This is a genomic window from Micromonospora fiedleri, assembly GCF_016774385.1.
Lineage (GTDB): Bacteria > Actinomycetota > Actinomycetes > Mycobacteriales > Micromonosporaceae > Micromonospora > Micromonospora gifhornensis.
In genome coordinates, this window is the sequence record NZ_JAETXL010000009.1 from 114,255 (window position 1) to 138,819 (window position 24,565).

The window sequence follows — 24,565 nt, forward strand, 5'->3', positions numbered from 1 at the left end:
GGTCAGTCCCGGGTGAGCAGCAGGTTGCCGTGCTCGTCGGCCGCGCCGCTCCAGCCGGCCCCGACGACTGTGGTGCTGCCGTTCTCCCGCACCACGGCCGGGCCGGTCACCCGGATGCCCGGCCCCAGCTCGCTGCGCCGCCACACGGCGGCGTCCACCCAGCCGTCCGGCCCGTACAGCCGGGTCCGCTCCGGCTGGGCCTCGCCGCCGGAGGGGGCGGCGAAACGCACCACGGGGCTGGGCCCGAAGGCGGTCAGCCGGCAGTTCACGATCTCGGCCGGGTGGTCGGTGCGCACGTAGGCGTACCGCTCGGCGTACGCGGCGTGGAAGGCCGCGACCAGGTCCTCGGCGGTGGCGGGCAGGCCGTCGACCGCGACGGCCAGGTGGTGGCTCTGGCCGCGGAAGCGCATCCCCACCGTCAGCGCGAATGACACCTGGTCGGCCTCGACCCCGTCCTCCGCCTTGAGCTGCGCCCGGGCGGCGTCCTCCAACTCGGCGACGACGGCCCGCGCCGAGGCCAGGCCGGACTCGTCGGCGGCGGCCAGGACGGTACGCACGTAGTCGTGCCGGGCGCGGGCGGTGACGAACCCGAGCGCGGAGAAGTTGCCCGGCACCGGCGGCACCAGCACCCGGCTGATGCCCAGTTCGTCGGCGAGCGCCGTGGCGTGCATCGGACCGGCGCCACCGAAGGGCATCAGCACGAAGTCGCGGGGGTCGTGGCCGCGGGCCACCGAGATTTCCTTGATCGCGCTTGTCATCTTGATGGTGGCCAGCCGCAGGATGCCGTGCGCCAGCTCCATCGCGTCCAGCCCGAGCTGCTCGGCGAGCACCTCGGTGGCCGCCTGCGCGGGTGCCGGGTCCAGCTGCACCTCGCCGCCCAGGCTCTCCTGCGGGTCGAGGTGCCCGACCAGCAGGTGGGCGTCGGTGGTGGTCGGTTCGGTGCCGCCGCGGCCGTAGCAGGCCGGGCCGGGTGTGGAGCCGGCGCTGCGGGGGCCGATCCGCAGCTCGCCGCCGAGGTCACGCCAGGCGATGGAACCACCGCCGGCCCCGATCGTGTTGATCTCCACCTGGAACGTGCGGTTCGGGTAGCCGGCGATCGTCCCGTCGCTTGTCATCAGCGGCGCGCCGTCCTTGATCAGGCAGACGTCGGTGCTGGTGCCACCGATGTCACAGGTGATCACGTTCGAGTGGCCGGCCAGACCGGCGACGTAGACGGCAGCGGCGACACCGCCGGCCGGGCCGGACAGCGCCAGGTTGATGGGCAGCCGGCTGGCCTCGTCGGTGGAGACGACGCCGCCGCTGCTGGTCATGATCGACAGTGGATGCAGGTAGCCGGCACCGGCCAGGGCGGTGCCGAGCCCGCGCAGGTAGTCGGCGACGGTGCCCCGGACACTGGCGTTGAGCACCGTGGTGGCGAACCGCTCGTACTCGCCCTGCTCCGGCACCACGTCCGAGGAGACCGTGCAGACCAGGTTCGGGTAGCGCTCGGCGAGCCGTCGCGCCGCGGCCCGCTCGTGAGCCGGGTTGCGGTACGAGTGCAGCAGGCAGACCGCGACGGTGCCCGGACCGGCGGCGGCGACCCGGTCCAGGACCTCGTCCAGGTGGCTGGTGTCGAGCGCTTCGATGACCGAGCCGTCGGCGGCGACCCGCTCCCGCAGCGTGTGCCGCAGGGAGCGGGGCACCAACGACGGGCGGGCCGCCTCCTTGACGCTGTAGAGCTGCGGCCGGTGCCCGAGGCCCATCTCCAGCACGTCGCGGAAGCCGTCGGTGGTGACCACGCTGACCGGGTCGCCGGAGCCCTCCAGCAGGGCGTTGGTCACCCGGGTGGTGCCGTGCACGAAGCGGTCCACCGCGTCCAGGGAGACGCCGAGCTTGGCCAGCCCTTCGAAGATCGCCGCCGCGGGATCGTGCGGCGTCGACAGCGTCTTCGCCTCGGCGAGCCGTGCGGTGGCCGGCTCGTAGACGATCACGTCGGTGAACGTGCCGCCGATGTCGACGCCGATGCAGAGCATGCGGAAGTGCCTTTCGTGGAGAGGGGAGACCGACCGTCAGGCGGTGTGCGGCGGCGGCGTCAGAAGGTGACGCCGTAGCGGCGCAGGGTGGTCCGCGTGACGGTGCGCAAGATCCAGTCGAAGAGGTAGCCGAGCAGTCCGAGGGCGAGGATGCCGACGAAGACCCACTCGGTCTTGGCGTAGTTGCGGGCGGTCCAGATCAGCGAGCCCAGCCCGCTCTGCGCCGCGACGATCTCGGCGGAGACGATCGTCAGGAACGAGTTGCCCATGGCGAGCCGGGCACCGGTGACGACGTGCGGCACCGTGGACGGCAGCACGACCGACACGAGGGTGCGCAGCGGCGAGGCGCCCAGCGCACGGGCGGCCCGCAGCCGCAGATCGTCGACGGCCAGCACACCGGCGAGGGTGTTGAGCGCGACGATGAAGACGGTGGTGTAGAAGATCAGCGCGACCTTGGACGCCTCGCCCGGGCCGAGCCAGATGATCGCCAGGGTGACGAAGGCGATCGGCGGCACGAACCGGAAGAACTGGATGTACGGGTCGAGCATCAGCCGCAGCCAGGGGATGCATCCCATGAGCAGCCCCACCGGCACACCGATCACCACACCGAGCGCCCAACCGGTCAGGATGCGGGTCGACGAGGCGGTGACCGAGTCCCACAGGGTGCCGTCCCGGACCAGGTCGACGGCGCCCTGCCAGGTCAGCATCGGCGACGGCAGGAAGAACGCGGTGTAGTTGCGGCTGACCAGGTCCCAGACGAGGATGCCGAGGGCCACGGAGAGCACCGACAGCCCGATCCGGGTCAACCGGGGCTTGGCGCTACGGCGCCGTGCCGGGCGGCGCGGCGCGACCGAGGCCGGCGCCGGGTCGGTGCGTACGTCGACGGTCATCGTCCCGCCCCTTTCTGATCGCCGGTCGACCGGCCGTCGTGCCCGTCGTCGAGCCCCTGGGCCCGCAGGGTCCGGGCCACCTCCTCGCCGATGTCCTCGCGCAGCTGTCGGAACAGGGCGGCGCTGGCCGGGTCGGTGAGGTCACGCGGTCGGGGCAGGTCGCACGGGTAGACGTTCTTGATGGCGGCGGCCGGGCCGGCCGTCATGGTGACGATGCGGTCGCTGAGCAGGATCGCCTCGCCGATGTCGTGGGTGACGAACAGGATGGTGGCGCCGGTGTCGCGCCAGATCCGGTCCAGCTCGACCTGCATGACCAGCCGGGTCTGCGCGTCCAGGGCCCCGAACGGCTCGTCCATCAGGACGACGGAGGGCTCGTTGGCCAGCACCCGGGCCAGCTGCGCCCGCTGCCGCATGCCGCCGGAGAGCTGGCTGGGGAACTTGTCCGCGCTGTGGCTGAGCCCGACCATCGCCAGGTAGCGGTCCTCCACGGCGGCGCGTTGCGCCTTCGGCATGCGCCGCATCCGGGGACCGAAGCTGACGTTCTGCCGCACGGTCAACCAGGGGAACAGTGCCTCCGCGCTCTGGAAGACCACACCGCGCGACACGTCCGGCCCGGTGACCGGGGCGTTGCCGCAGGTGACCTCGCCGCCGGCCGGAGTGACGAACCCGGCGACCGCGTTGAGCAGGGTCGACTTGCCGCAACCGCTGGGCCCGAGCAGGCAGACGAACTCGCCTGCCGCGATGTCGAGCGTCGCCCCGCGTACCGCGTCGAAGTCGCCGAAGCGGATGTCGACGTCGCGCAGGGAGACGGGGGCCCCGCCCCGGCCGGTCGACGATGACCGGCCGGTCGGGGCTGTCGTACGGGTGCTGTGGGGCGTCACACCAGACCCCTGATCATCACCGACGCAGGGTCGGCCGCCTTCTCCACGATCTTGCTGTCCTGCTGGAACTGGGCGATCTCGGCGTAGCGCTTCAGGTCCTCGTCGGTGAAGTCGCGGACCTTGCACTCCACGCCCTTGAGCAGGTTCTCCGCCTCGGCGGCCGGAACCTTGATCGCCTTCTCGGTGACCGAACCGGCCTTCGCGGGGTCAGCGGTGAGCTGCTCGCACGCCTTGCCGATGGTCTCGACGACCTTCTTGGCGGCGTCCTTGTTCGCCTCGTACCAGGCGCCGTCCACGCCGATCACGAGGTTGTAGACGTAGCCGATGTCACCGCTGGTGAGCAGGATCTTGCCGCCGTTCGCGACGCCGCGCGACGGCCACGGCTCCCACATGATGTAGCCGTCGACGTCGCCGCGCTGCAGCAGCGCCGGCATCTCGGCGGGGGAGGCGTTGACGAACTCGACGGAGTCACGGCTGATGTTCTTGGCCGCGAGCACCTTGTTGGTGGCGTACTCGTTGACCGTGCCGGGCACGACGCCGTACTTCTTGATGCCGTTCACGTCGGAGATTCCGTCGCGGGCGACGAGCTTGATGAAGCTGGGCGACTGGGAGAAGACGGCCAGGCCCTTGATGTCACCGCGAGTAGCCCGGTTGAGTAGGCTGGACTCGGTGCTGGCGGTGAACTGACCCTGCTTGGCCAGGATCGCGTCGAGGCCGCCGGTGCCCTCCTGGAACTGGGTCACCGTCACGTTGACCCCCGACGCGGTGAACAGCTTGTCCTGGTCGGCCAGGTAGATCGGCGAGTAGGCCGGGTCCACCCCCACACCGAACGTGACGTTGGCGGACGGTTCGGCGGCGGAGCCACCGGAGCCGTCTGCCGTCTGGTTCTCCGCGCATGCGGCCCCGGCGACCGTAATCAACAGGGCCGCGGCCGCTACCCGCAACGTGCGCATCTTCATGGCTACCTCAGTCCTTCGACTGGCTCATATGGTGGTCCGTGTTGCTTAATGTGGGACGGTACTGTGCTGCCAACCACAGCGTCAAGAGATTCCCAAGGCGCTGACCAGCACTTTGTTGGCACCGGCCCAGAAACGAGGTCCCATGGCCCTGACTGCCGACCCCGGAGCGCTCCACGACCGCCCGCACCCCGCGTCGCTGCTGCGCTGGCGGTGCACCGCCGAACGGCACTGGGACGGCACCGACTCGCTGCTGTACGCCCTCGGCGTCGGTGCCGGCCAACCCGACCCCACCGCCGAGCTGCGCTTCGCCACCGAGAACTCCGCCGGCCACCCGCAGGCCGCGCTGCCGACCTTCGCCGCGCTGCTCGCCGCCGACCCGCCGCCCCTGGGCGACCCGGCGAACGTCCGCCACGCCGAACAGTCCCTGCTGCTGCACCGCGCCCTACCCGTCGCAGGCGTCGCCCGCGTCACCGCCGCCGTCACCGCCGTCCACGACCAGGGCAGCGGCGCTCTGGTCCGGGTGCTCTCCCGGGTCAGCGACGGGCACGGTCGCCCACTGGCCACCGCCCGGGCGGGCTTCTTCGTCGTCGGCGCGGGCGGCTTCGGTGGCGACCGGGCACCCGCCCCGGCCTGGCCGACTCCCACCGCGGCGCCCGACCACGAGATCCACTACCCGGTGCCCCGCGACCAGGCGCTGCTCTACCGGCTCAGCGGCGACCGCAACCCGCTGCACAGCGACCCGACGGTCGCCGTACGCGCCGGTCTGCCGCAGCCGTTGCTGCACGGACTCTGCACCTACGGCTACACGGGACGCGCCCTGCTGCACACGGTCGCCGGATCGGATCCGGCCCGGCTGCGCGGCATCGACGCCCGCTTCACCGCACCCGTGTATCCGGGCACCACCCTGACGATCCGGATCTGGCGGCGTCGCCTCGGCGTCGTCTTCCAGGTCGTCGACGCCACCGGCCGGGTCGTGCTCGACCGGGGTACCGCCGGGGTGCGGTAGCCGGCCGGACCTGCCGCACCGTGAGGGCGGTGCACCGAAGCGGTGACGGGCCACCAAGGCATCGAATATCTGCTATATATGGGAACGCTTCCACGGGCGGCCTGTCCCCGGCACGCTGGGAACCAACTCACGGAGGAACCATGCGTAACCTTCTTGCCGCGTTGACCGCCCTGATGCTCGGCGTCACGGCCGGCAGCGTGCCCACCGACGCCGCGAACGCCACACACCGCAACTCCTGCCCTCGGCACCTGCTCTTCTGCGAGGACTTCGAGGGCTTACGGCCCGGCGGCGCCAGCACCCTGGACTGGGGCATCGACACGCGCAACGGCACCCTCACCGTGGAACGCGCCCGCCGCGGCAATCAGGTGCTGCACATCCACACCGTCGACAACGGGCGCGCCTTCCTGCGCGTCGACGACTTCGCGGCACCGGGCAACGGCTTCTACGGCCGGATGCGGCTGCGCGTCGACGCCTTCCCCATCGCCCCCGACTGGGCGCACTTCACGCTTGTGGAGGCGACCGGCACCGGCAGCTCGGAGATCGTCCGGCCGATCGGCGGCCAGTACGCACCCACGGTCCCCGGCATCTTCTGGGGCGTGGGCGCCGACGGCGGCCCGACCGGCGACTGGACCAACTGGCGGGAGTCGGCGCCCGTGGTCGAAGACACCTGGCAGTGCTTCGAGTGGCAACTCGACCCGAAGGACAACCGCGTCGTCGTGTGGATCGACGGGGTGGCGAACCCGGAGCTGACCGCCTCCACCACCCGGCACGGCGGCAACGACGTGCCGTTCATCCTGCCGACGGTGAACACCGTGAAGATCGGCTGGCAGCTCTACCAGGGCGGCACCACCCCGGGCGAGTTCGACCTCTGGATCGACGACATCGCGCTGTCCACCAAGCGCATCGGCTGCTGACCCGGCAGCGCGGTCCGCAGGCATGACAGGTGGCCGACCCGCGCCCGCCCGAGGTGCGGGTCGGCCACCTGACTAGCTCAGCCCGAGCGCCAGCGCGGCGAACAGCGCGGCGAGCCAACCCCACCCCGGGATGATCACAGCGCGCTGGACGAGGCCGATGCGCGGTGACACATGCTCCCAGGCTCTGCCGAACTGACCGAGCCCGAGGAACAGGGCCACCGCGACGCAACCCGAGGCGACTCGCCAGGACGTCGCCGACAGGGTGAACGCGCTGATGGCCGCGGCGAGGGGCAGGGACAGGAAGACGACGGCACCGGCGATGTCGTGGACCCGGTGCGCGGTGCTGTGCTGCTCGGGTATGCCGGCCGGGGCACCCGGCGGGTAGCCGAGCATCGGGTCCATCCGGAACACCCCGGAGGCGACAAGCCCGAGCCCGAAGATGCTCAGCACCACACCGAGCAGGACGCTCGGGCCCTCGACGATCACTGCGACGGCCCCCGCCGTGATGGCGGAACCGCAGACCACGAAGTTGGCCGTCTGGATCCAGCCTCGGCTGCCGAGCGCCAGCGCGCTGACCGGGTGGCGTGCTGACGCGTAGTGCGGACGGCTCCCGCCGTCGACGAGGAACACCAGCACGAACAACACCGCTCCGACGGCACCCGCCCACAAGATCACGTGTGTCCTCTTCCCGCTGCGTGCCGGAATCTCCGGCGGTTCCAGTACATCGAGCGAGCTGCCGCCGGGCACAGTGCCGATGGTCACGGCAACCACGGCCGGACGCGGGGGCCGCTCGATGACCACAATCACCGATAGGATCGCCGTGGTGGCAAAGCGTACGGGGAGCGCCTGTGTCGATCCGGTATTACCTCTACGTCAGTGACAGCAAGGTCGACATGCTGCTCGCGCAGGTGGACCCGGCGTTCACCCGTAAACGCACCACCGAGCTGAGTCTGAACCTGACCGTCCTGGCCGGCAAGCGGGCCTCGGAGACACCCGAGGGCGGCGAGCGTACGGCGCGCCTGCAACGGGTGGTACGCCACCTGGAGGATCACGGTGACCTCGGCACGGTCGACGAGCCCGGTCAGTTCTTCTGGGGGTTGCTGCCGCTGCGCTGGGGACCGTTTCCCACCGAGCCGACCCTGGTCTACTTCGGCGGTGCCACCGAGCGCACCGTGCTCGGGCTCGGCGGCTCGGGTCACCACGTGCTGGGCGCGCCCGCCGCGACGGCGTCCGGGATGCCCCGGTCGTTGACCCCGTCCCTGCTGGCCGGGCTGCGTACCGATCCGCAGATCAGCGCGCTGACCGAGGCGATCACCCAGGAGGACGAGGCGCAGGAACGCGACGCCCTGACCGCCGTGCATCGGGCCAACGAGCTGATGCCGGGGCCCCACCAGCACCTGGAGTTCGTCGCCAAACGCCTGCTGCACGGGCCCAGCCCCACGGCCGACGGCCTCGACGTGCTGCTCGGCACCCCGCTGTACGTGGCACTGGTCGACTAGATGTGGTCCCCGGGGGACGTGCTGCTCGGGGCGTACGAGGTCCGCGAGGTCATCGACACCGGCGGCATGGGCCTGGTCTACCGGGTGTGGCACCGCCAGTGGGGGATGGAGCTGGCGGTCAAGACACCACGCCAGGAACTGGTCACCTCCCCGGACGACATGCGGCGGTTCGAGGCCGAGGCCCAGGCCTGGGTCGGTCTGGGCGGGCACCCGCAGGTGGTCAGCTGCGCCTACGTACGCCGCATCGAGGGCATCCCCCGGGTCTTTGCCGAATGGGTCGACGGCGGCAGCGTGGCCCAGGCCGTCGGTGACCGCTCGCTCTACCGCGGCGGCCACCCACGCGCGGTCCGCCGCATCCTCGACGTGGCCATCCAGTGTGCCTGGGGCCTGGGGTACGCGCACCGCAGAGGCCTGGTGCACCAGGACGTCAAACCCGCGAACGTCATGCTCGACCGGAACGGCACCGCGAAGATCACCGACTTCGGGCTCGCCACGGTCCGGCCACCCCGCCCCGGGCAGGAGAGGCTGACCACGGTCAACGGCATGACCCTGGAGTACTGCTCACCGGAGCAGGCACGGGGTGAGCGCCTCGGTCCCGCGACCGACGTGTGGTCGTGGGCGGTGAGTGTGTTCGAGATGTTCGCCGGCCGGCCGCCGACCCTGTTCGGGTATGCGGCAGCCGGTGCGCTCGCGCGCTTTCTCGACACGGGCGCGGCGGACCCGACAATTCCCGCGTTACCGCCGGGCGTCGCCGACCTGCTGCGACGCTGCTTCGCCGAGGACACCGCAGACCGCCCGGCGGGCTTCGACGTCATCGCCGACGAACTGGCGGCGATCTACCTCGACACGGTGTTCACACCGTACCCACGGCAGCCTCCCGACGAGGCGCCGTTGCTGGCCGACGCCCTGTCCAACCGCGCCCTGTCCCTGTTGGACCTCGGGCACGCCGACGAGGTCGACCACCTGTGGGAGGAGGCGCTGCGGATCGACCCGCACCATCCGCACGCCACCTACAACCGCGGCCTGCGCATCTGGCGGTCGGGGCAGCAGACCGACCGCGAGCTGATCATGCAACTGGACGCGGCACGCCTGAGCCAGAAGGACGACCGGATCGTCGACCATCTGCTGGCGCTCGTGCACATCGAACGCGCAGACAAGGAAGCCGCTCTGCGCCTGCTGCGCGATCTGCCGGACGGGCCGGACGTCGCCGCTGCGCGGGCGGCAGCCGACGCCGTACCGCACCGCCCGGTCCCGGCCGGACCGAGCCCGGTGTACCTCGACCAGCAGCACCCGTTCGCCCTCAGCGCCGACGGCCGGCTGGCTGCGGTGACCTTCCGGAACCGGGAACTGCGGGTGTGGTCGCTTCAGACCGGACGGATACGGCACGAACTGACCGGCCACACCGGCGCCGTCACGTCGGTGTCGCTCAGCGCCGACGGCCGGGTTCTGGTGTCCGCGGACGACACCGGACAGGTACGGGTGTGGGACACCACCAGCGGCGGGTGCACCCGCCGTGTCGACGTACCGCCGGCCGTGGCCGGGTCGGTCGCGGTGAGCCCCGACGGGACGGTGGTCGTCGCCGTAGGGCAGGACAGGGTCGTACGCCTGCTGGGCGACCCGATCCACGTCGTCGGTCGGGCCACCGTCGCGCCGGCCGACTCGTCCATGTTCAGCCACGGCACGACGGTGGCGGTGACCGCCGACAACCAGCGGGTGGTCGTCTTCGACGAGTGGTCGTGGCACCTTCAGGTCCTGGACGTCGGCACCGGTGAGCTGCTGTGGTCGGTCGGTGGCCTGCGGTGGCACGGCACCGTCAGTGCCGGCGCGCGGTTCGCCCTGTCCGCCACGGACGACGGCCGGATGTGGCTGCTGGACCTGACCGCCTTCCAGGTCACCGACCTCGGCAGCGCCGCACTGTGGAACAACGGCTTCAGCTGGCTCGCGGTCAGCGACGACGGCCGAACCGCCGTCAACGCGTTCGAGCGCGTCGTCCAGGTGTGGCGCCTCGACCAGGTGCGGTGCGCGTTCACCACACCGATCGGGTCCCGCGACCCGATGCACGTCGCCCTCGATGCGTACGGCCGGGTGGCGCTCGTCGAGCTCGGCCGGGGCGCTGCGAAGCGCACCACCAGCGTCGTGCACGTCCCTGAGCCCGGGCCCGCCGCGCCCTGGAGCTACGCCCGTCCGCAACCCGCCGATCGTCTCGTCGGTGACGCGCTGGTGGCCGAGGAGAACCTCGACCTGGCCGACGACCTGCTCGACACCGGCCGGCTGATCGAAGCCCGGCGCCACCTCGACATCGTGCGCCGGATGCCCGCCTACCGTCGGCATCCGCGCCTGCGGGCGCTCTGGCGGCGCGTCGGCGCGTTCAGCGAGCGGACGGCGTTCACAGGCGTGTGGCCCACGCGCCGTTTCGAGCAGGAGTCGCGGGGCAACTGGGCGGTCACCCGGAACCTGCGCCACGCCTTCCTCGAGTCGTTCCATCACGGAGTGCGGGTGCTCGACCTGCGAACCGGTGCGGTGTCGGACAGCCGGGACGGCCGGGAGACGTCGGTGGAAAAGGTGACCGCCTGCGCCGACGACCGGCATGTGCTGGTGACGAGGGACGATCAGGCGGAGACACTGTGGGACCTCAGGACGGCCCGACGGGTCGGCGTCGTGGTGCGCGACGACGGCGGTGACCCGGCACTGGAGGTGCCCAACCCCACCTTCGAGTTCGTCCGCCGGGACGGCATCAGTGTCCTGGCCAACCGGGTCACCGGCCAGCGGGTGTGCGGCTGGTCGGCGTACCCGGACGAGCGGGTGGTGCTCTGCGGTGACGTCGTGCTCCGGGTCGCCGACGACGGACGTACCCGGGTCCTCGACGCCGACCTGAACACCGTGCGTCGGACGCTGCTTCCCGCCGGAGGGCTGGTGCAGGTGCGGCGCGTGCACCCCGACGATGCGGTCGAGGTGACCGCCGAAGGGCCCCTGGTGGCCAGCGCCGACGGCCGGGTGATCGCCGCGACCCGGCACGAGTTCGCAAACGGTGGCGAGGTCGCGTTGTGCGTGGCGGGACGCCCCGACACCGTGCTCCAGGCGGCCGACGGAGCAGTGGTGTCGATGGCGCTGACCGCCGACGGTGATCTCCTGCTGGTCGCATCCCGCCGACAGATCCGCCTGTGGCACCTGCCGACCGGCACGCTCGTCACCGAGGTCGAATGCAGCCGGGACGTCCTGGCGGTGGAGATGGCCTCCGACGGTAGCGGCTTCCTGGCTGTCCTGGGCCACTTCCACATCCAGCTCTGGGAACTGGACTGGGATCACCGGATGCGAACGGGCATCACCGGCCCCGGACACGACGCCCCGGGCCGGTGATGCCGCGCGGATCAACCGGCGCTGACCGGCTCCACCGGACGGTCCGCCACGTCCGTCTCACCCTTGTCGACCGGCGCACCGGAGGGTGCGCGTCGCCGGTCCAGGTTCGGCAGCAGCCGGTCCAACCATCCCGGTAGCCACCAGTTGGCCCGACCGAAGAGCATCATGGTCGCCGGCACCAGCACGAGCCGGACGATCGTGGCGTCGAGAGCGACCGCGGTGGCCAGCCCGACGCCGATCATCTTCGTGACGATGTCGGCGTTCGTCATGAAGCCCGCGAACACCACCACCATGATCAGTGCCGCCGCGGTGATGGTCCGGGCGGTGGCGGCCAGACCACGCATGGCGGCCGTCGGGTGACCCGTCGACTGAGGCCGAGCGGGGGATGTGCGGCTGAGGCCCGCGGTCGTGCGAGGTCGACCGTCGATGGAGCGGCTGCCGCGGAGGCGGAAGGTCATCGACGTTCGTTCGTGGGTGCGCGTCTTGGATCTTGGTGCGGAGCGGCGAGCGCGCCAGCAGCGCTCAGATCGTCCTGCGGTATATTGCACTTGACATTTCAGTAGTTGTCAACGCGGCCAAGGGTGACAAGTCGGCAATCCGTCATGGACGAGCGCCAGTGAACTTCGGCCGAGAGCACGCGTCCTCACAGGAGACGAGACCTACTACCGTTGGGGGCTGCTGGTCGTGGCGGAGACGCGTGTTCTGGTGCAGGCGACCGACCCGCTGTCGACCGTCGGACTGTCCAGCTACCTGGCCGGGGCTCCCGACATCACCGTCGTGTCGGCGGACGATCCGGACTCGTTCGACGTCGCCGTCGTGGCGGCCGAGCGATTCACCGCCGCGGCGGTCAGGGTGCTGCGCCTGACGGCCGCGACCGCCGCGCGGCCCGTGGTGCTGGTCATCTCCGACATCGACGAGCTACAGCTGATCACGGCCGTGGAGTGCGGGGTGGTTGCCATCCTTCCCCGCGCCTCGGTCAACCAGGAACGCCTCGTCCAGAGTGTCCAGGCCGCCGAGGCGGGCGCGGGGATCATGCCGCCGCACCTGATCGGCAGCCTGCTCGAACACTTCCGGCGGCTCCAGCGGGAGGTGCTGCTGCCCAACGGGCTGACCCTCACCGGGTTGACCTCCCGCGAGATCGAGGTGCTGCGGTTGATGGCCGACGGACTGGACACCACCGAGATCGCCGAGGAGATCCGGTACTCCGTACGGACGGTGAAGACGATCATCTACGGGGTGATGGACCGGTACCAGCTCCGTAGCCGGCCACATGTGGTCGCGTACGCGGTGCGCGCGGGTCTGATCTGAGGACCCGCGGGCACTGAGGCGTATCGGATGAATACCGGAGGGGACGTAGCCGTCACCGACGGTACGCTTTTCCGGGCTGATTGTCGGTGGGGCCGGTTCGTGCTTAAACGGACAACGGTGGTTTCTGGTTCACGGCCCGGCCGGTGTGACTTCTCACCGCTCTCAGCATTCGCGAAATATGGCTGTCGGTGGCGATCGCCACTACGCTTCCTGGAGCAAGTTCACCGCCGTTGCTCCGGTGAACAACGCCTTTGTCAGGGGGGTTTCGTGAGCATTTCCAATTTCGGGATTGACGTCAGTACCGGTAGCGCCGACAGCCTGCACGTGCCGAATGGTGAAGGGATGACCAAGCGGTTCGCCGGCGACGTCTCCACTGTGCATCTCCAGGCGGGCCGGACCGCGGACGCCAGCGTGTCATCGGGTGGGGGCCCGGTTCCGCACACGCACGCCGATCAGGACGAGTAGGGCCGCGACGCTGTCGCTCACCGCGGTGACCGCGATCAGGGTCAGGCCGATGCCCCAGCCGGCCTCAACACCTCATCCAGGGGCGGAAGGTCGACGACGGACGGCTCACGGAGAAACGTACGCCAGACGCCGGCAGCATCGTCGACGAGCTTGCGTTCCGTGAGGTTCATCAGGCCGGTCAGGCTGGTCACCGTGGCAGCCAGGGCGCCGTCGGAGCGTCGGACGATCGATTGGACGACCCGGATGGTCTTCGGTGACGGGAACTCGAACCGCGATTCGACGTCGATTTCGTCGCCGAGCATGAGTTCGTGCAGGTACTTGATGGAGACATCCAGTTCGACCGGGCTGAAACCCGCGCCGGCAAGCTTCCTGATCGAGAGCCCTGCCTGCGCGACGGCGATCCAACGGGCGTGTTGGGCGTAGTTGAGGTATCGGGCGCTCTGCACGTGACCGTTCACATCGATGTCGTCGCTACGAATGACGATGTGTGTTGAGTGCGGCATGGTGTCTCCGTCGTCAGGGGGGCATCGAATGGTCCTCTGACCTGTACCAACGTGTGGGAAGCGCCCGGGTTCAGCGGCGGCCCGGTCCGGCGCCGTGGCGTCGACGCACGGCTGCGACCAGGGCCTCGACTGATGCGGACATCGGGACATACCACGCAGGAGGCCACGACCTTCGTGGACCGGGCACGAAGCCCTCTTCACCCGTGACTCGGCGACACCGGTCCAGGGCCGGTGTCGAAGTCCCTGTCCCGGCCTGCGGCGTGCGACGACCATCACAGCCGGAGTCGGTGGGTCAGGGTTGCCTCGACCAGCGCGTTGCCGACATCGACAAGCACAGCAACCACTTCTGCTTGGAGCGTCAGGTGCACCGATGAGACGTACGCGCACCGCTCAGGACCGATGAAATGGACCGGCCCCCGAACGGGAACGAAGACGATGCCGGGGCAGGTCACAGCCGATCAGACGACCCTGCCATACGTGCAGGATCCACGGCAGAAAGGTTTATCCGTGATTAACGACGCTGACAGGTCCCCACCCCTGCTGTTCGAGGTTCTCGGCCCCGTCCGGGTACGGCGCAACGGCCAGGAGCTTGACCTGGGCCCCCGTCAGCAGCGGTTGATCCTGGCTCTGCTGCTCGCTCGTGGGGGTGAGCCCGTCGGCACCGCGGAGGTGGTCTCGATGTTGTGGGGCAGCCAGCCGCCGGCGAGTGCTGTCAACATCGTCCACCGCTACGTGGGCAATCTGCGCCGCCTCTTCGAGCCGGAGATCGGGCCTCGGGTGCGGGGACGGTGGCTCTGTTCCGACGCATCCGGATACCGCATCCAGGTGGACGAGAAGAACCTCGATCTGCTCTCCTTCCGCAGGCTGGGACTGGAGGCACGCGCGGCGATCGGCGCCGGACGACCGGACTCGGCGTTGGCCGCGTACTCCCAGGCCCTGGAGATGTGGCGGGGCCCGTGCGCAGGAGCCCCCGATCTGTTGGCGGAGCAGTTCGACGCCTTCAGCGCCGTCGACCAGGAGTGCGTCGGGCATGCCATCGACGCGGGGGACCTGTCGCTGCGCCTGGGGTCCGGTCACGCCATGCTCTTTCCGTTGCGGCGGATGGCGACGCATCACCTCTATGACGAGCGGCTCCAAGCCAGGCTCATGATGGTGCTGTCCGCCGTCGGTCAGCAGGCGGAGGCGATCGCCCGCTTTCACATGCTCCGTCGAAAGCTCCGGGAAGAACTCGGTGTCGACCCTGGCCCCGAACTGCAGATGGCGTATCGCCAGCTTCTCCAGCACTCCAGCGCACCGCAGGAGACCGGGCAGCGCCAACAGATATCCGGCACGGCGCAGCAGAGACCGGACACCTGCCACTCCACGTCTCGACCGAGCGAATCGCCCGACCGGAAACTGCAATCACATTATGACGGCGTCACTCATACCGCGTCGATCGCCGTTGGTGCCGACGACATCGGCACCAACGGAAATGTGCGCAGCTCGAAATACCTCGATTATTCGATCCAGGCCCGGTGGGCGGCGCTCGCCGATGCCGGACTGTCCATCAAGGAACTCGCGGCGGCCGGCCTCGGGCCCGTGGAACTGGACGTGTCGATCAAATACCTGCGCGAGCTGGTTCTCGGCGACCAGGTGGATGTGGTGACTCGGTTCGAGTACCCGTCTCCGAAGATCGTCCGGCTCGTCCAGTCGATGTTCCGACGGTCCGACGGAGCGTTGGCTGCCGTGGTGACAAGCGTGACGGGACTGATGGACATCGCGCAGCGGCGACTGGTCGACGACGCGGCCGCCGCCTGGGCGGTTTTCCTGCGGGATCTCGCGGTTGTCGACCTCGCCGAAAGCTCCGACAGCGACCAACCGCAGCGTGGTGATCAGAGGTAGGGCGGGGGACACCTTTGCCGGCTGCCGTCCGACGGATCAGACGGCGGTGGCAGCCCGCAGGATGATGTCGGCGACCGCCTGCGGCTGTGCCGCCGGGAGAGCGTGCGAGGCGCCCGGGAGTTCCACGGACTCCTGGGCCCCGGCCCGGTCGGCCATGAAACGGGACACCTCGACCGGAATGACGGGGTCGCGCTGGCTGTAGATGAACCAGGACGGGATGAGCCGCCAGGCCGGCACGCTCTCGCCCTTGTCCGGCGCGATCGCCGCGACATAGACGAGCGCCTTGACGTTGTCGTGCTCGGTTGCGGCGTCGGTGGCCACCACACCGCCGCACGAGTGCCCGGCGAGCACGATCGGTCCGTCGATGCTCGCCAGCACCGACGACAGATGAGCGGCGTACCCGGAGAGGTCGCCCAGCGGGTTGGCGACCCCGATCGCCCGATGGCCCGATCGGCGCAGCCGGCTGATCACCCGGTGCCAACACGTGGCATCGGTGTACGCGCCGTGCACCAGGACGACAGTCGGGTTCATCTGTCGATCACCGGCGGAATGCCTCGGTGCCGTCGAGCGCCTCTCGAAGGAACTTCATGGCGTAGTGCGCGCGTGATTTGACGGTACCGACGGGAACGCCGAGCCGTGCCGCGGCCTGCTCAAGGCTGTTCCCCTTCACGTGCAACTCGACGAGAACGGACCGGTGCGCGGGACTCAGTCCGGCGATGGCCTGCTGCAACGTCAGCTTGGCGATCACGGTCTCCGCAGCTTCGCTCCCGACACCGACGGGTTCGGTGTCGACCAGGCTGATCTCCGCCGGTCGCGACTGTCGTTTGCGGTACGCGTCGATGGCCAACCGTCGGGCCACAGTGAACAGCCAGCGGCGCTGAGACTCGGGCTCGATCGGCACCGCGTCGAGGCTGCGCCAGGCACGCAGCATGGTCTCCTGCACCAGATCCTCGGCGGTGTGGGCGGAATCCGACGACACCAGGCTCCGCAGGAAACGCAGCAGGGCGCGGCCATTGTTGCGGTGGATTTCCTGAATGCAGATCTCAGCGCTTGGTGCCGGCGACTCGGTGCTGGTCGGGCTGCGCTCGGATGCGGGTACTTCTGCGCTCCTGGGCGCAGTGGCGACGGTCACGGCTCATCCCCTCAGCAATTTCAGCAGATCGGGTGGCAAGCCTATGAGGGGTGAGTGGAAGACGACTTTATTGCTTGTTACTTCGTTGTGAGTGATGGGAATCACGGAGCGTCTGTCGCTTATCCAACACTCGGTGAATAACCAATATCCGAACGGAGTCGAAGGTTTTCGGACGCCGTGCCCAAAGCGCATCACGTTCTGTTCGACGATGGCTCGCCGGGAACGTTCATCCGCCCGGCGAGCGACGGCGGCGACGTCCGCTTCGGCTGCGGTGGGCTGACGGCTGAACCCACCGCGGCTCACTACGTCGGCATCGGTATGGAGCCTCAGACCCCGCAAGCACCGATGCAGGAGGAGCCCTTCCTGGGCTTCTTCGGCGGTGACGTGCACCGCGAACTGGCCAACCACCGGGAGCAACGGCCGGTGACGCCGCTGCGTCTGCCCGACGGGCGGACCGGCTGGCTCCTGACCCGTCACGACGACGTGCGCAAGGCGTTGGCCGATCCTCGGCTCGTCAAGGACGGTCAGCTCTCCCCGCTCGGACTACGGCCGCAGTTGCCGCCCGACATCTACGCCGCCACCGCGCAGAACATGCTCACCGTCGACCCCCCGGACCACACGCGCCTGCGTCGGCTGATCCAGGGCTCCTTCACCGCGCGGCGGATCGGACGTCTCGTGCCCGCCATCACCGCCACCGCCGATCAGCTGATCGACGAGCTGAGCACACCGGGCTCGCATGACCTCATGTCGAAGTTCGCGTTCCCGATCCCGATCACGATCATCTGCGAGCTGCTCGGTGTCCCGGCCGACGACCGTGGCAGCTTCATCGAGGCGGCGAGCATCATCGTCTCGGGCCCGAACCGGATCCGCGAGTTGCCCGGCGCCATGATCGGAATGATCGGTTACATCCGTGACCTGGTCGGCAACAAACGCCGGCATCCCGGTGACGATCTGATCTCCGCCATGATCGCCATGCGCGACAACGGTGATCAGCTCAGCGAGGACGAACTCGTCTCGACGGTGTACCTGCTGCTGCTGGCCGGCTACGACACGACGGCGAACCTCATCGGCAACGGCGCCTGGATGCTGCTGGACGACCCCACGCGGTGGAGCCGGATCCGCGCCGACCCGGACCAGTTGCCCCAGGTCATCGAAGAGGTGCTGCGTTACGAGAGCCCGGTACAACTGGGAACCCACCGGATGGCCACCGAGGACGTCACGTACGGCGATCAGGTCATCCCGGCCGGATCGACGGTGTTGCTCTCCATCCTGGCCGCGCACCGCGATGCCGGTCGGTACACCGATCCTGATGCCTTCGACATGGGCCGCGAGTGGAGCCCGCACCTCGCCTTCGGCCACGGCATCCACCACTGCCTCGGCGCCCCGCTGGCCCGTCTGGAGGCACGAATCGCCTTCACCAGGCTGGCGGCGCGGCTACCCGGGCTGCGACTGGCCGAGGGATTCGCCCCCCGCTGGCGGGCCAGCGCGCTGATGCACGGACTCGACGAACTCCTCGTGACAACGACCTGAGGATCCGTACCGGGCACAGGAGGGACGAGATCGGGCCGCCGTGATCGAGCACGGCGACCCTTTTCGTGTCGACACCGCGGCCCGCAGCCCCCGTTCGTTGCCTCACAGCTGCGAACGGGCGTCCGGACGACACGTCGATCACGGTATGCGCACCCTCGTCGTCATCGCTGTCGCCTGGATTCTGCGCGGCGTCGGCCTCCTCTACTGGCACGTCGTCGTCAAGCACCGCCGTCGACGGGTGTCCGGCGAGGAATCGGTGGCGTCACCGACCGGCCAGGGCGTCCGCCGGTGACGCGCCGGATCGCCGGCCGTCCCGGCAGCGGCCGGGCGCGCAGACACCGACCCGCGACGTGGCGATCGACGGTGCTTTCGGCGTCCTCGACCAGCGGTCGCCGGCGGGAGTCGGAATGCGGAAGATCCGGATACATTCCCTGAAGTGCCCGCAGGGCGTAGTACGCCCGCGTCTTGACGGTCTCCGTCGAGAGACCGAGGGCGTCGGCCGCATCCGCCAGCGAATAGCCGCGCAGGTAGATCAGTTCGATCACGACGCGATGTTTGGGTATCAGCCGGCGCACGCCCTCGGCCACCAGCATGGCGTCGACCACCTGCTCGGCGTGGTCGTTCAAGGCCGTGACGTCTGTCGGCTCCGGGTCGGCTCGGCGGGTGCCGGCCGGCCGGGCACGCAGGTGGGCAGCGACGATGTCCTGCACCACGGTGAGCAGCCAGGTTCGGGTGGAATCCTGCCGCGCGGACAGGTGGTGCGCTTGACGCCAGGCGTGGATCAGCGTCTCCTGCACGACGTCTTCGGCGTCCGCGCGGTTCCCGGTCACCTGCACGGCGTACGCCAGCATCGCCCGGCTGTGTTCCTGCCAGATCTGCCTGACCAGCGCCTCGTGCGGCGCCGCCCGGTGGTCATCCGACCGCCTCATCGATGCCCTCTCTCTGCTGCCGCACGCGGTGATGGCCGCCGACCAGGGCCGCATGCCGGACCTGCCCGAGCGGCCGCACCCTCGACGGCACCACCCCGTACCGGGCCTGCAGTCACACCCTTACCGACGTGCCGGAACGCGGAAGTTCAGGCAGAACGGGTCAACGGCGCGGGCGGAGATCGTCAATCACCGGCGGTCGGGGTGAGCAATGGGTGCACGGCCTGGACGGGCTGCGTGTCGCCGACGCCTCGGTCATGCCCCGGATCGTCAGCGTAGGCCCGAATCCGGCGACGATGATGATCGGGGAGAAGGCCGCCGACCTGATCCGCACCAGGTACTTCTAGGGATTTCCGAGCCGGGTCCGTCGGCAGTGAACCGGCGGCCTGGCGATGCGTCGTCGACAGTGTCGTGGTCCCGCCGCACGCATCTGTCTATAAAGGATGAATGCCGCTAAGGTGTCACCGGCCCTGATTCGGGGCTCAGCGGACAGGAGATTCGACATCATGCCGACCTGGTACGAACTGTGCGAGCATGCACGAACCAAGTACAAGTTGGACGATCTGGAGGACGACTGGTTCTCGCTGGTCTGGACGTACGAATCGGGCCGGACCCAGAGGATCACCGTGAGCCGTTACGAGGCGTACGAGCGGGAGTGGATCGAGTTCCGCAGCTATGTCTGCGAGGGCAAGGACATGAAGCCGCGAGTCGCGCTGCGCAAGAACGACGACTTCGATCTCGGTGCGCTCGCGCTCGACGACGAGGGGGACTACGCCCTCATCTACAACGCGCTGCTCGCCACGCTCGACCCGGACGAGTTCGCCATCCCGCTGGAGGCGATCGCTGCCACGGCCGACGAACTGGAGCACCAGCTCACCGCCGGGGACGAGTTCTGATGTCCGAGCGTGCCGACGAGGTGTTCCTGCCGCCCGGCTGGGAGAACGTCCGCAACGGCCCGAAGCGCTGGACCGACGACGGCCGCACCGACGACCCGGCGGCCCGCGTGCTGCATCCCCCGACGGGCAGCGGTCCGGGCGACGGGAAGTCCTTCCTGTTCCTGTTCGGGTTCAAGACCGGCAGCGGGCAGGACCGGGCGATGCTGGCCGAGGAACTCGCCCAGATCGACGACGACATCGAAACCCTGCGCGCCGCCGGATACACAGTGGTCGTCGACACCCAGGCCACCGGGGACGACCTGCGGGAGGCGGTCGCGGGCACGGGCGCCGGCGTCGAGGAACTCGTCCCGGCCGGCATCTACTGGAGTTCCCACGGCGGTGCCGACGGCAGCCTGGAGTGCTGCGACGGGGCGATGATCTCGCCCGACGGCATCGACCCGAGCACCGTCTCGGCCGGGCTGCGACTGGTGGTCCTCGGTGCCTGCTACGTCGGCGCCTACGCGCCGGCCTGGCGTACCGCGCTGGGTGGCCACCCGTTGATCGCCGGCTGGGGTCGTCCGGTGACGATCGAACGCGCGGTGCAGTTCCTGGACGCGGAGCGGAAGAACGACATCGGCCTGGACGACCTGATCGAGCGCTGGCTGCTAACCGACGACCCGATCCCGGCGCCGGTGGTGACGACCGGGCTGTCGCCGGCCGCCGTGACCGGCGGGCGCAGCGGCCCGCTGAAACGACGGATCCCCACGATCGCCGCGCAGTTGGGCGCGGAGTGGGAGGAGTACGACACCCACTACGAGCTGACCGTTCCGCTGCCGGAGGACCGCAGCCACCTGGTGCGGATCTTCGCCGTCGAGGGCGCCGAGCCGTTCATCGAGGGTGTGCAGCTCTGCGGGATGGAGGCCGAAGTCGGGCCGCTGTCGATGCTGATCACCCCGGAGCAGTTGCTCGCCGGGGCGGCCCGGCCCGGCTACGGCCGTATCGCGCTGGTCAGCGCAGACACGGGAGTCCCGCAGGTCGTCGCGCAGTCGTTCACCCCGTTGGCCGGGGCGTCGAGCCAGCAACTGGCGGCGCACTGCTACCACCTCGCGGTGAGCGCGGACACCCTGGAACACCGCATCTTCGGCGGCGACGACGGCTGAGGTGCACCGGTCGGGGCGTGACCGACGGCAGGTCGGGTCACCCGGTCAGGGCAGCGGGACGACGTAGGAGTCGACGCGGGCGATGAGCCCGTCGCGGAACGTGAACAGGTCGTTGAAGGCGAACCGGAACGGCCCGTGGTCGACGCTGGTCCCGCGGCCCTCACCGGTGGTGATGACGACCGGGCCGTCCTCGTGGATGCGTAAGACGTCGAGATCGGGACTGCCGGTGAAGGCCGGATTCTCGATCTCGGCGTCGAACTCCGCCTTGCCGTGAGTGCTCCGGTGGCCGTGGATGACCCACTGGACGTCGTCGGTGAGGGTCGCGAGGATGCGCTGATGATCGCTCGTCCGGAAGCCTTCGAAGTATTCCGCGACGAGGTGGCGTTGGGTCTGCTGAGTCATCGTCTTCTCTCTGATGGTGCGGCGTCGCTGCGCGTCAGGTGTGTGGCGAGGGCGTCGAGGATCGCGGCGAGCCCGTCGGCCGCCTGGGCGGTCTGCAGCTCGGGTGGCAGTCGACGTTGGTGGACGGTGAGATCCGTGCCGCCGTCGACAGGCCGCAGGCCGATGCTGGTGCGCAGACCGGTGACGGGCTCGTCGAAGACGAGTTCGTGTGGTGCGGCGACGCTCACGTAGACGAACCGGAGCCGGCGGGTCGTGCCGTCCGGAGCGCGGGTGTCGAGTGCGAACTCCCCGCCGGGGCGCAGGTCGAGGGTCACCGAATCGGGCGGCACGGTGGCATGCGAGCCACCCCAGAAGGCCGCCACGCTTGCCGGTGAGGTGAGGGCGGCCCAGACCCGCTCCGGCTCGGCGGAGAGACGACGTCTCGCGATGAGTTCGTCGCCACGACGTTCGGCGCTGGCGGTCAACGGGTCGCTCCGTCCTGGTTGAGGTGCTGTTCAAGGGCGTCGAGGCGGTCGTCCCAGGCGCGGCGCTGCTCGTCGATCCAGGTGCCGAGCCGTGTCAGCTGGTCGACCCTGAGCCGGCAGGGGCGTCGGGTGCCCTCGCGCCGCTGCTCGACCAGGCCACAGCGGCGCAGGACGCCAACGTGGTGCGAGATCGCCTGTGGAGTCAGGTCGAAGGGCTCGGCGAGTTCGCCCACGGTGGCGTCGCCACGCGCGAGCCGAGTCACCAGGGCGCGGCGGACGGGGTCACCGAGGGCGGCGAAGGCCGAGTCGAGCTCCGGCCCGGATGCGACGAGCGGGGGTGCCATGAACCCACCCTAACGCAAACCTCTGTTTGCGCAAACGATGGTTTGCTTAACCCAGCGTTGGTGATCTTCGGATTGCTGACCACCCCCTCGTCGCCAGAGGTCTTGCTACGCAAGGTATCTTGTAACCATGGACAACACGCGCGAGCGGATCACCACGAACATCCGCAAGGGCGTCCTTGAGTACTGCGTGCTCGCGTTGCTCTCGCAGCGCGACATGTACGGCCTGGAGTTGGCGGACTGGCTCGCCGCCCGCGGTCTGATCGCCAGCGAGGGCAGCCTGTACCCGCTGCTGGCCCGGATGCGACAGGCGGGCAGCGTCGAGACCCACTGGCTGACCCCCGAACAGGGGCACGCCCGGCGGTACTACGCGATCACCACTCAGGGTCGGGCGCAGTTGCGGGTGTTCGCGGCGGTGTGGCGTGACATCCAGCCGCACGTGGACGAACTGATAGCGGAGGAAACATGAGCAACGGCGCCCTGCCCGACGCGGCGGAGAGCTACCTGCGGGCGCTCGGCACGGAACTGGCCGACGCGCCACCCGACACGGTGCAGGAGATCATCGAGGATGTTCGCGCGCACCTTGTCGACGCCCTGGACAGCGGACGGAGCATCGACCAGGCCCTGGCCGGGCTCGGCAGCCCGCAGGACGTGGCGGGGCAGGCGCGCGACGAACTCGCCCTCGCCGACGGCACCGCGGACCGCGCCGGCCGGGCCGGGCGGACCCTGCGGTCGATCGCGGTGGCGCTCGGCGTACTGACCGCCGTCTGCGTGAGCTTCCTGCTGCCGTCGGCCGCGCTGCCGTCGGACCTGACCCAGGCCGGTCCCGACGGGCAGAGCATCATGCAGCGCTTCGGCCCCGGATTCGCCCTGCTCACCCTGCTGCCCGCACTGATCGCGGCTGCGCCCCTGGTGCTGCCCGCCCGGCTGCGCGGCGGGGCAGGGCTCGCCGGTGCCGGAGTGCTCACGGCGCTCGCGTGCGCCGGCGGCGAGATCGGCCTCTACTACGTACCCCTCGTGCTCATGCTCTGGGCGGCGACGGTCGTGCCGTGGGTGATGCGGCGAAACCCCGGCCGGGTCGCCGTACGGTCCTGGCGCCTGGCCGCCACGGCGGTGGTGATGCTGCCCGCGCTGCTGCTCGCGTTCTCGGCCGCCACCGGCTCGGTGGGTGTCGAATGGGTGGGTGTGCTGCTGTGGATCGTCGGGCCGCTCGTCGTCGGCGCGCTGTGTGCGTACGGCCTCCGGGCCGGGTACGCGCTGACCGCGCTGGCCGGCGCGCTGGTCATGGTCTTCGCGATGGTCGACCGGGGCCTGCTGTTCGCGGCCTTCTGGCTGTTCGGCGGGCTGTACCTGATGATCGGGGCCAGCGGTTTCGTCACCGCCCGGGCCCGGCGGCGCCACCGCGAGCCGCGACCTCCGGCGGGTCGAGGCCGACTCACCTCGACCTCGCCCGGCTGAACGATCACCCGATCGGCTGGGGCGGTGGGGGAACCGGCCGGTCCCGGTTGACAGTGCCGAGGCAGGCCGAAGATCCTGGCAGGATCCGCGCGGTACGGTAGGTTCCTGCTTCCGGGAAGGCGCTCGAAACGAGACCATGCGCAACGCCACCGTGATGCCCTACCGCGTCGTCGACGATCTTCCCCTGGTCCGGGCCTTCGTACGGGAGCAGGCACACCGTCTCGGCTTGACGGCCGACTCGACCGACGCGCTGGCGCTCGCGGTCAACGAACTGGTCACCAACACCCTTCAGCACACCAGCGGCGGCGGGCAGGTCCGAATCTGGTACGACGACGCGTCGGTCTACTGCGAGGTCGTCGACAGTGGCCCGATGCGTACGGTGCGCCGCGCCATGCCGACGCCGGATGCGGAGCGGGGACGAGGACTTGCCATCGTGGCCCGCATCTGCGACGAGGTGACCGCCTACGCCGAGTCCGGCGGCACCATCGTCCGCCTGCGTTTCGCGGTGCGGCGGGCCGACCTGCCAGCCGGGAAACCGGCAGCGCACGACGACGGGCAGAGGTAGCCGAACCCGGGCGCGACGGCCCCGGGCGCTGTGCCAC

Annotated in this window: 26 protein-coding genes; 13 read left to right on the forward strand and 13 right to left on the reverse strand. The window is 69.9% G+C overall.

Going from position 1 to position 24,565, the window contains the following annotated elements; all coding sequences use genetic code 11:
- Positions 1 to 2: 2 nt before the first annotated feature.
- Genes JMF97_RS23965 through JMF97_RS23980 form a run of 4 tightly spaced genes read right to left on the reverse strand, consistent with a single transcriptional unit; the run spans position 3 to position 4,742 of the window.
- Positions 3 to 2,012 (reverse strand): hydantoinase/oxoprolinase family protein, encoded by a 2,010-nt coding sequence (locus JMF97_RS23965; RefSeq protein ID WP_126713251.1) that lies wholly within the window; start codon positions 2,010 to 2,012, stop codon positions 3 to 5.
- A 59-nt stretch (positions 2,013 to 2,071) separates the two neighbouring features.
- Positions 2,072 to 2,902 carry an ABC transporter permease gene (locus tag JMF97_RS23970; protein ID WP_013733330.1) on the reverse strand — a complete coding sequence of 277 codons (831 nt, stop codon included), beginning with the start codon at positions 2,900 to 2,902 and terminating at the stop codon, positions 2,072 to 2,074.
- The gene (locus tag JMF97_RS23975; protein ID WP_203223559.1) at positions 2,899 to 3,783 is read right to left on the reverse strand and encodes an ABC transporter ATP-binding protein; all 885 of its coding nucleotides are present in this window, start codon (positions 3,781 to 3,783) and stop codon (positions 2,899 to 2,901) included. The genes JMF97_RS23970 and JMF97_RS23975 overlap by 4 nt, the downstream gene beginning before the upstream one ends.
- Entirely contained in the window at positions 3,780 to 4,742 is a 963-nt protein-coding gene (locus JMF97_RS23980; protein ID WP_203223560.1) for an ABC transporter substrate-binding protein, read from the reverse strand. The genes JMF97_RS23975 and JMF97_RS23980 overlap by 4 nt, the downstream gene beginning before the upstream one ends.
- Positions 4,743 to 4,884: 142 nt before the next feature.
- On the opposite strand from JMF97_RS23980, the gene JMF97_RS23985 reads away from it, so the two are divergent.
- A complete protein-coding gene (locus JMF97_RS23985) occupies positions 4,885 to 5,748 on the forward strand; it encodes a MaoC family dehydratase (protein WP_203223561.1) in 864 nt (287 codons plus the stop codon).
- A 140-nt stretch (positions 5,749 to 5,888) separates the two neighbouring features.
- A complete protein-coding gene (locus JMF97_RS23990; RefSeq protein ID WP_203223562.1) occupies positions 5,889 to 6,662 on the forward strand; it encodes a hypothetical protein in 774 nt (257 codons plus the stop codon).
- Between the two features lie 72 nt (positions 6,663 to 6,734).
- Here JMF97_RS23990 and JMF97_RS23995 read toward each other — a convergent pair whose 3' ends face one another.
- Positions 6,735 to 7,337: a DUF998 domain-containing protein gene (locus JMF97_RS23995; protein ID WP_203223563.1), complete on the reverse strand. Its 603-nt coding sequence runs from the start codon at positions 7,335 to 7,337 to the stop codon at positions 6,735 to 6,737.
- Between the two features lie 173 nt (positions 7,338 to 7,510).
- Here JMF97_RS23995 and JMF97_RS24000 point away from each other — a divergent pair, with 173 nt between their 5' ends.
- Entirely contained in the window at positions 7,511 to 8,161 is a 651-nt protein-coding gene (locus tag JMF97_RS24000; protein ID WP_203223564.1) for a DUF7019 family protein, read from the forward strand.
- Positions 8,162 to 11,518, forward strand: coding sequence for a serine/threonine-protein kinase (locus tag JMF97_RS24005; protein WP_203223565.1), 3,357 nt, complete (start codon positions 8,162 to 8,164; stop codon positions 11,516 to 11,518).
- 11 nt (positions 11,519 to 11,529) lie between these two features.
- Here the strand turns inward: JMF97_RS24005 and JMF97_RS24010 are convergent, their stop codons facing one another.
- Positions 11,530 to 11,976 carry an MMPL family transporter gene (locus JMF97_RS24010; protein WP_203223566.1) on the reverse strand — a complete coding sequence of 149 codons (447 nt, stop codon included), beginning with the start codon at positions 11,974 to 11,976 and terminating at the stop codon, positions 11,530 to 11,532.
- Positions 11,977 to 12,202: 226 nt separating this feature from the next.
- Here JMF97_RS24010 and JMF97_RS24015 point away from each other — a divergent pair, with 226 nt between their 5' ends.
- Complete coding sequence (locus tag JMF97_RS24015) at positions 12,203 to 12,826, forward strand: response regulator transcription factor (RefSeq protein WP_203223567.1); 624 nt, start codon at positions 12,203 to 12,205, stop codon at positions 12,824 to 12,826.
- A 506-nt stretch (positions 12,827 to 13,332) separates the two neighbouring features.
- Here JMF97_RS24015 and JMF97_RS24020 read toward each other — a convergent pair.
- The gene (locus tag JMF97_RS24020; RefSeq protein WP_203223568.1) at positions 13,333 to 13,794 is read right to left on the reverse strand and encodes an acyl-CoA thioesterase; all 462 of its coding nucleotides are present in this window, start codon (positions 13,792 to 13,794) and stop codon (positions 13,333 to 13,335) included.
- 477 nt (positions 13,795 to 14,271) lie between these two features.
- Here JMF97_RS24020 and JMF97_RS24025 point away from each other — a divergent pair, with 477 nt between their 5' ends.
- The gene (locus JMF97_RS24025; RefSeq protein WP_203223569.1) at positions 14,272 to 15,675 is read left to right on the forward strand and encodes a BTAD domain-containing putative transcriptional regulator; all 1,404 of its coding nucleotides are present in this window, start codon (positions 14,272 to 14,274) and stop codon (positions 15,673 to 15,675) included.
- Positions 15,676 to 15,711: 36 nt separating this feature from the next.
- On the opposite strand, the gene JMF97_RS24030 is transcribed toward JMF97_RS24025, so the two are convergent.
- Both JMF97_RS24030 and JMF97_RS24035 read right to left on the reverse strand, forming a co-directional pair.
- Positions 15,712 to 16,206: an alpha/beta fold hydrolase gene (locus tag JMF97_RS24030; RefSeq protein ID WP_203223570.1), complete on the reverse strand. Its 495-nt coding sequence runs from the start codon at positions 16,204 to 16,206 to the stop codon at positions 15,712 to 15,714.
- Positions 16,207 to 16,213: 7 nt separating this feature from the next.
- Positions 16,214 to 16,807 carry a sigma-70 family RNA polymerase sigma factor gene (locus JMF97_RS24035; RefSeq protein ID WP_203223571.1) on the reverse strand — a complete coding sequence of 198 codons (594 nt, stop codon included), beginning with the start codon at positions 16,805 to 16,807 and terminating at the stop codon, positions 16,214 to 16,216.
- 177 nt (positions 16,808 to 16,984) lie between these two features.
- Here JMF97_RS24035 and JMF97_RS32080 point away from each other — a divergent pair, with 177 nt between their 5' ends.
- Positions 16,985 to 18,337, forward strand: coding sequence for a cytochrome P450 family protein (locus tag JMF97_RS32080; RefSeq protein ID WP_203223572.1), 1,353 nt, complete (start codon positions 16,985 to 16,987; stop codon positions 18,335 to 18,337).
- Between the two features lie 218 nt (positions 18,338 to 18,555).
- On the opposite strand, the gene JMF97_RS24045 is transcribed toward JMF97_RS32080, so the two are convergent.
- Positions 18,556 to 19,266, reverse strand: coding sequence for a sigma-70 family RNA polymerase sigma factor (locus JMF97_RS24045; RefSeq protein WP_203223573.1), 711 nt, complete (start codon positions 19,264 to 19,266; stop codon positions 18,556 to 18,558).
- A gap of 212 nt (positions 19,267 to 19,478) precedes the next feature.
- Between JMF97_RS24045 and JMF97_RS24050 the strand changes: the two genes are divergently transcribed.
- From JMF97_RS24050 to JMF97_RS24060, 3 genes are all read left to right on the forward strand, one after another.
- Positions 19,479 to 19,610, forward strand: coding sequence for a GMC oxidoreductase (locus JMF97_RS24050; RefSeq protein ID WP_307817091.1), 132 nt, complete (start codon positions 19,479 to 19,481; stop codon positions 19,608 to 19,610).
- Positions 19,611 to 19,769: 159 nt separating this feature from the next.
- Complete coding sequence (locus JMF97_RS24055) at positions 19,770 to 20,159, forward strand: hypothetical protein (RefSeq protein WP_203223574.1); 390 nt, start codon at positions 19,770 to 19,772, stop codon at positions 20,157 to 20,159.
- On the forward strand, positions 20,159 to 21,298 hold the full coding sequence (locus tag JMF97_RS24060; RefSeq protein WP_203223575.1) for a caspase family protein: 1,140 nt from the start codon (positions 20,159 to 20,161) through the stop codon (positions 21,296 to 21,298). The genes JMF97_RS24055 and JMF97_RS24060 overlap by 1 nt, the downstream gene beginning before the upstream one ends.
- Before the next feature lie 45 nt (positions 21,299 to 21,343).
- On the opposite strand, the gene JMF97_RS31535 is transcribed toward JMF97_RS24060, so the two are convergent.
- Genes JMF97_RS31535 through JMF97_RS24070 form a run of 3 tightly spaced genes read right to left on the reverse strand, consistent with a single transcriptional unit; the run spans position 21,344 to position 22,508 of the window.
- The gene (locus JMF97_RS31535; protein ID WP_238360024.1) at positions 21,344 to 21,700 is read right to left on the reverse strand and encodes a nuclear transport factor 2 family protein; all 357 of its coding nucleotides are present in this window, start codon (positions 21,698 to 21,700) and stop codon (positions 21,344 to 21,346) included.
- Positions 21,697 to 22,164: an SRPBCC family protein gene (locus JMF97_RS24065; RefSeq protein WP_238360025.1), complete on the reverse strand. Its 468-nt coding sequence runs from the start codon at positions 22,162 to 22,164 to the stop codon at positions 21,697 to 21,699. The genes JMF97_RS31535 and JMF97_RS24065 overlap by 4 nt, the downstream gene beginning before the upstream one ends.
- Positions 22,161 to 22,508 carry an ArsR/SmtB family transcription factor gene (locus JMF97_RS24070; RefSeq protein ID WP_203223576.1) on the reverse strand — a complete coding sequence of 116 codons (348 nt, stop codon included), beginning with the start codon at positions 22,506 to 22,508 and terminating at the stop codon, positions 22,161 to 22,163. Before JMF97_RS24070 ends, JMF97_RS24065 begins: the two co-directional genes overlap by 4 nt.
- Positions 22,509 to 22,635: 127 nt before the next feature.
- Between JMF97_RS24070 and JMF97_RS24075 the strand changes: the two genes are divergently transcribed.
- The 3 genes from JMF97_RS24075 to JMF97_RS24085 all read left to right on the forward strand — a co-directional run bounded on the left by JMF97_RS24075 (position 22,636) and on the right by JMF97_RS24085 (position 24,528).
- On the forward strand, positions 22,636 to 22,974 hold the full coding sequence (locus JMF97_RS24075; protein ID WP_102658937.1) for a PadR family transcriptional regulator: 339 nt from the start codon (positions 22,636 to 22,638) through the stop codon (positions 22,972 to 22,974).
- A complete protein-coding gene (locus JMF97_RS24080) occupies positions 22,971 to 23,963 on the forward strand; it encodes a DUF1700 domain-containing protein (RefSeq protein ID WP_203223577.1) in 993 nt (330 codons plus the stop codon). Before JMF97_RS24075 ends, JMF97_RS24080 begins: the two co-directional genes overlap by 4 nt.
- Before the next feature lie 136 nt (positions 23,964 to 24,099).
- Positions 24,100 to 24,528, forward strand: coding sequence for an ATP-binding protein (locus JMF97_RS24085; protein WP_203223578.1), 429 nt, complete (start codon positions 24,100 to 24,102; stop codon positions 24,526 to 24,528).
- Positions 24,529 to 24,565: the final 37 nt, after the last annotated feature.